The sequence below is a fragment of the Micromonospora inaquosa genome (assembly GCF_003857055.1).
Taxonomy (GTDB): Bacteria; Actinomycetota; Actinomycetes; order Mycobacteriales; family Micromonosporaceae; genus Micromonospora; species Micromonospora inaquosa.
In genome coordinates, this window is the sequence record NZ_QGSZ01000038.1 from 1 (window position 1) to 3,779 (window position 3,779).

2 protein-coding genes are annotated in these 3,779 nt (G+C 73.8%); both read right to left on the reverse strand.

From position 1 onward, the window contains the following. Positions 1 to 1,017: hypothetical protein (locus tag DLJ59_RS00315; RefSeq protein ID WP_341869561.1), on the reverse strand; the 1,017-nt coding region annotated here is incomplete at its 3' end. 455 nt (positions 1,018 to 1,472) lie between these two features. Beyond that, on the reverse strand, positions 1,473 to 3,641 hold the full coding sequence (locus tag DLJ59_RS00325) for a RecQ family ATP-dependent DNA helicase (protein ID WP_244235757.1): 2,169 nt from the start codon (positions 3,639 to 3,641) through the stop codon (positions 1,473 to 1,475). Between the last annotated feature and the right edge of the window lie 138 nt (positions 3,642 to 3,779).

A 3,779-nucleotide genomic window follows, 5' to 3' on the forward strand; every position in this document is an offset into this window, starting at 1 on the left:
CCGAGGTACCGCTCCAGCGGGGCGGCACCGCCAGCGCCATCGACCCTCTGCGGTTCGGACTTCGGTGTTCACCTGGAAGTCGAGGTAGAGGCGGTAGCGGCCCGGGCCAGGCGTGGTCAACCAGAACTTGATCTGACCGTCCACCAGCTCGGTCTCCGGGTGCACGTGCAGGTAGCCGAGATCGCCCTCGCGCAACGCCACCAGGTGCCCGTACGCACCGAGGTACCGCTCCAGCGGGGCGGCACCGCCAGCGCCATCGACCCGGAAGGTCAGCGGCACCGTCGTCCCGGCTTGCGGAACGCCCTGGTAGCCGACGGTGAAGCCGTCCACGGTCGTCGAGGTGACCGGCCCCGGCAGTGGACGGGGTCGGTAGTCGCCGGGCGCCACCAGGTCCGTGCCAAGGGTCACCGCGGTCTGCGCGCCGTTGTCGGCAACGACTGTGAAATCGGCGTACGCGCGCCAGAGGCCGGCCTGCGTGAGGGTCAACGGCACCGACCAGGTGCCGTCCGCCGCCATGGTCGGGTGCAGGTGCTGGTAACCGGTCAGGTCCCGCCGGACGACGATGAGGTGCATCGGCTTGTCGTGCACGATGGCGAACCGGGTGACCGGCCGACGCTGCGCGTCGCGCACCTGAAAGCGGAGCTGACCGGGGCGACCTGCCGCGAACTCGGTGGCCAGGGGCATCAGGGTGAGGCCGGCCGAGCTGATCGCCAGACCGCCCGGCTCGGGGGCGGCGCCCTGATCGGCGGCCGTGGCGGAGCCGTGGCTGTGCGGCGCGACGCCCGGCGGATCGGTGTGCTCAACTGCCAACGAGGGACTGCCGGCGGCGGCACCGGTGGCAGCACCGGTGGCGTTCAACCGGCCGAGGCCGAAGCCGAGCAGCACCGCCAGCACCAGCCCGCCGACCACCAACGCCAGCCGGAGAGTGCTCCGGTCCGGCCCGGCGGAGACCTGATCGACGAGCGGCGCCGCAGACACCTGGTCGGGAACCGGCACTGCGGAGAGCTGCTCAGGCACCGCCAGCGCCCAGCGGGTAGCCGGCCTCATCGCCGGCGGTCACGTCCCTGACGCCGCCGGCGCCGCGGGTGACGGGCTGCTGGTCGGTCATGCCGCCCACGTTACCGCCGTCGAGGCCCGGTCCAGGCCGACGCCCGGACGGCGTGGCAACTGTCGCATTCAGCGGCGCCCGGGAACTTTCCGCCGACCGAGCGGAGCTGCGCCACCGGCACGCGAACGCGCGACCCACGGCCCCGGGCACGGCCCCGGGCACGGCCCCGGGCACGGCCCCGGGCACGGCCCCGGGCACGGCCCCGGGCACGGCCCCGGGCACGGCCCCGGGCACGAGCACAGGCACAGGCACAGGCACAGGCCGGCAGCGAAGCACCTGCGGCTCCGCGATCGGCAGGGCAGACCAACCGGCACCACCCGCCCGTCAACGGCGGCGGGTCGGCCCCGCCGTCAACGGCGGCGGGTCAGCCGGCCACGGCGAGGGCGAGCGGGAGTACGTCGGTCGCGCCGGCCCGCCGCAGTGCCCGGGCCACCAGCGTCATCGTCCAGCCCGAGTCGATCACGTCGTCCACGAGCAGCACCGGGCCGTCCAGCCCGGCCAGCGCGTCGGCCAGGTCGGTCGGCACGGTGAAGGTGTCGTGCAGCGCGCGTACCCGTTGGGCGCTGTTGCCACGCGGCCCGGCTGGCCCGCCGGGCCCAGCCGCGGTGACCTCACCGAGCAGCGGCAGCCGGCCCACCGTGGCGATCCGCTCGGCGAGCGAGCCGAGCAGCCGCGGCCGCCGCCGGGAACCGACCGCGACCACCGCCACCGGCCGGCGGGGCCACGGGTCGTCGCCGTGCGCCCACGCCTTCAGCACCTCCACGACCGCACCGGCGACGTCGTCGGGCAGCGGCGCGTCCGGCGCTTCGGGGCCGACGAGATCACGCAACCGGCCACCCCAGCCCAGGTCGGAGAGGCGCCCGACGGCCCGGCCCGGCAGCGCCTGCTCCGCGGGGGCGATCCGGCCCTTGAGGGGTACGCCGACCGCGTCGAGCCCGGTCGGCCAGAGCTTCTTCGGCGCGATCTCCACGCCGGGTCGGCCCAGGAAGGTCTGCGCGGCGGCGAGCGCGGCCGTCGACACGTCGGCGGCGAAGAGGGGGTCGGCGCACCTGTCGCATCGGCCGCAGTCGGCCGCCTCGGTGTCGTCGAGGCGTTCCCGTAGATACCGCATCCGGCAGTCGGATGTGGTCGCGTACTCCCGCATGGCCTGTTGCTCGACGGTGCGCGCCTCGGCGACGCGGCGCAACCGGGCCTCGTCGTAGACCCATGGCTCGCCGGTGGCGAGCCACCCACCGCGCACCCGGCGGACCGCGCCGTCCACGTCGAGCACCTTGAGCATCAGCTCCAACCGGGCCCGGCGCAGGTCGACGAGGGGTTCGAGGGCCTGGGTGGAGAGCGGACGGTCGGTGTGCAGGGCGGCCAGCACGGCGCGGACCTGCTGCTCCGGCGGGAACGCCAGCGAGGCGAAGTAGCGCCAGATCGCGGCGTCCTCGACACCTGGCAGGAGCAGCACCTCGGCGTGCTCGACGGCACGGCCGGCCCGGCCGACCTGCTGGTAGTAGGCGATCGGCGACGGCGGCGCGCCGAGGTGCACGACGAACCCCAGGTCGGGCTTGTCGAAGCCCATGCCGAGGGCGCTGGTGGCGACCAACGCTTTGATCTTGTTGTCGAGCAGGTCCTGTTCGGCGGCCCGCCGGTCGGCGTCGTCGGACTGACCGCTGTAGGAGGCGACCGGGTAGCCCCGGGAGCGCAGGAACTCGGCAGTCTCCCCCGCCGCTGCCACGGTCAGCGTGTAGACGATGCCCGAGCCGGGCAGCTGATCCAGGTGGTCGGCGAGCCAGGCCAGCCGGTGCGCCGGGCTGGGCAGGTCGAGCACCCCGAGACGCAGCGACTCGCGGTCCAGGGTGCCGCGCAGGATGAGGGCGTCGCCCAACTGCTCGGCCACGTCCTGGGTGACCCGCGCGTTGGCGGTGGCGGTGGTTGCCAGCACGGGGGTGCGCTCGGGTAGCTCGGCGAGGAACGTCCGCAGCCGCCGGTAGTCCGGCCGGAAGTCGTGCCCCCAGTCGGAGACGCAGTGCGCCTCGTCGACCACCAGCAGGCCGGTGGTGGCAGCCAACTTCGGCAGGACGCTGTCGCGGAAGTCCGGGTTGTTGAGCCGTTCGGGGCTGATCAGCAGCACGTCCACCGCGCCGGTCTGGATCTCGGCGGTGATCTCGTCCCACTCGTCGAGGTTCGCCGAGTTGATCGTGCGGGCCCGGATGCCGGCCCGAGCGGCCGCCTCGACCTGGTTGCGCATCAGCGCCAGCAGCGGCGAGACGATGACGGTCGGCCCGGCCTGTCCGCCCCGCTCGGCCTGGTCGGCCTGGTCGCGGCGCTCGGCCTGGTCGCTGTCGCGGAGCAGGGCGGTGGCCACGAAGTACACGGCCGACTTGCCCCACCCGGTCCGCTGGACGCAGAGCACCCGCCGTCGGTCGACGACCAGTGCCTCAATGGCGCGCCACTGATCCTCGCGCAACCGGGCATGCTCGCCAGCCAGCCGGCGCAGCACCGCCTCGGCCCGCTCCCGCACCCCTGCCCGCTCTGCTGTCTCCACCCGACATGTCTACCAGCGCCATCCGTCATCCCCCTGTTGATCAAGAGGTTTGCGTCATTATCGGGTCGAATCCCGACGCAAACCTCTTGATCAACAGGGGGATGACGGATGGCGCTGGTAGACATGTCGGGTGGAGAC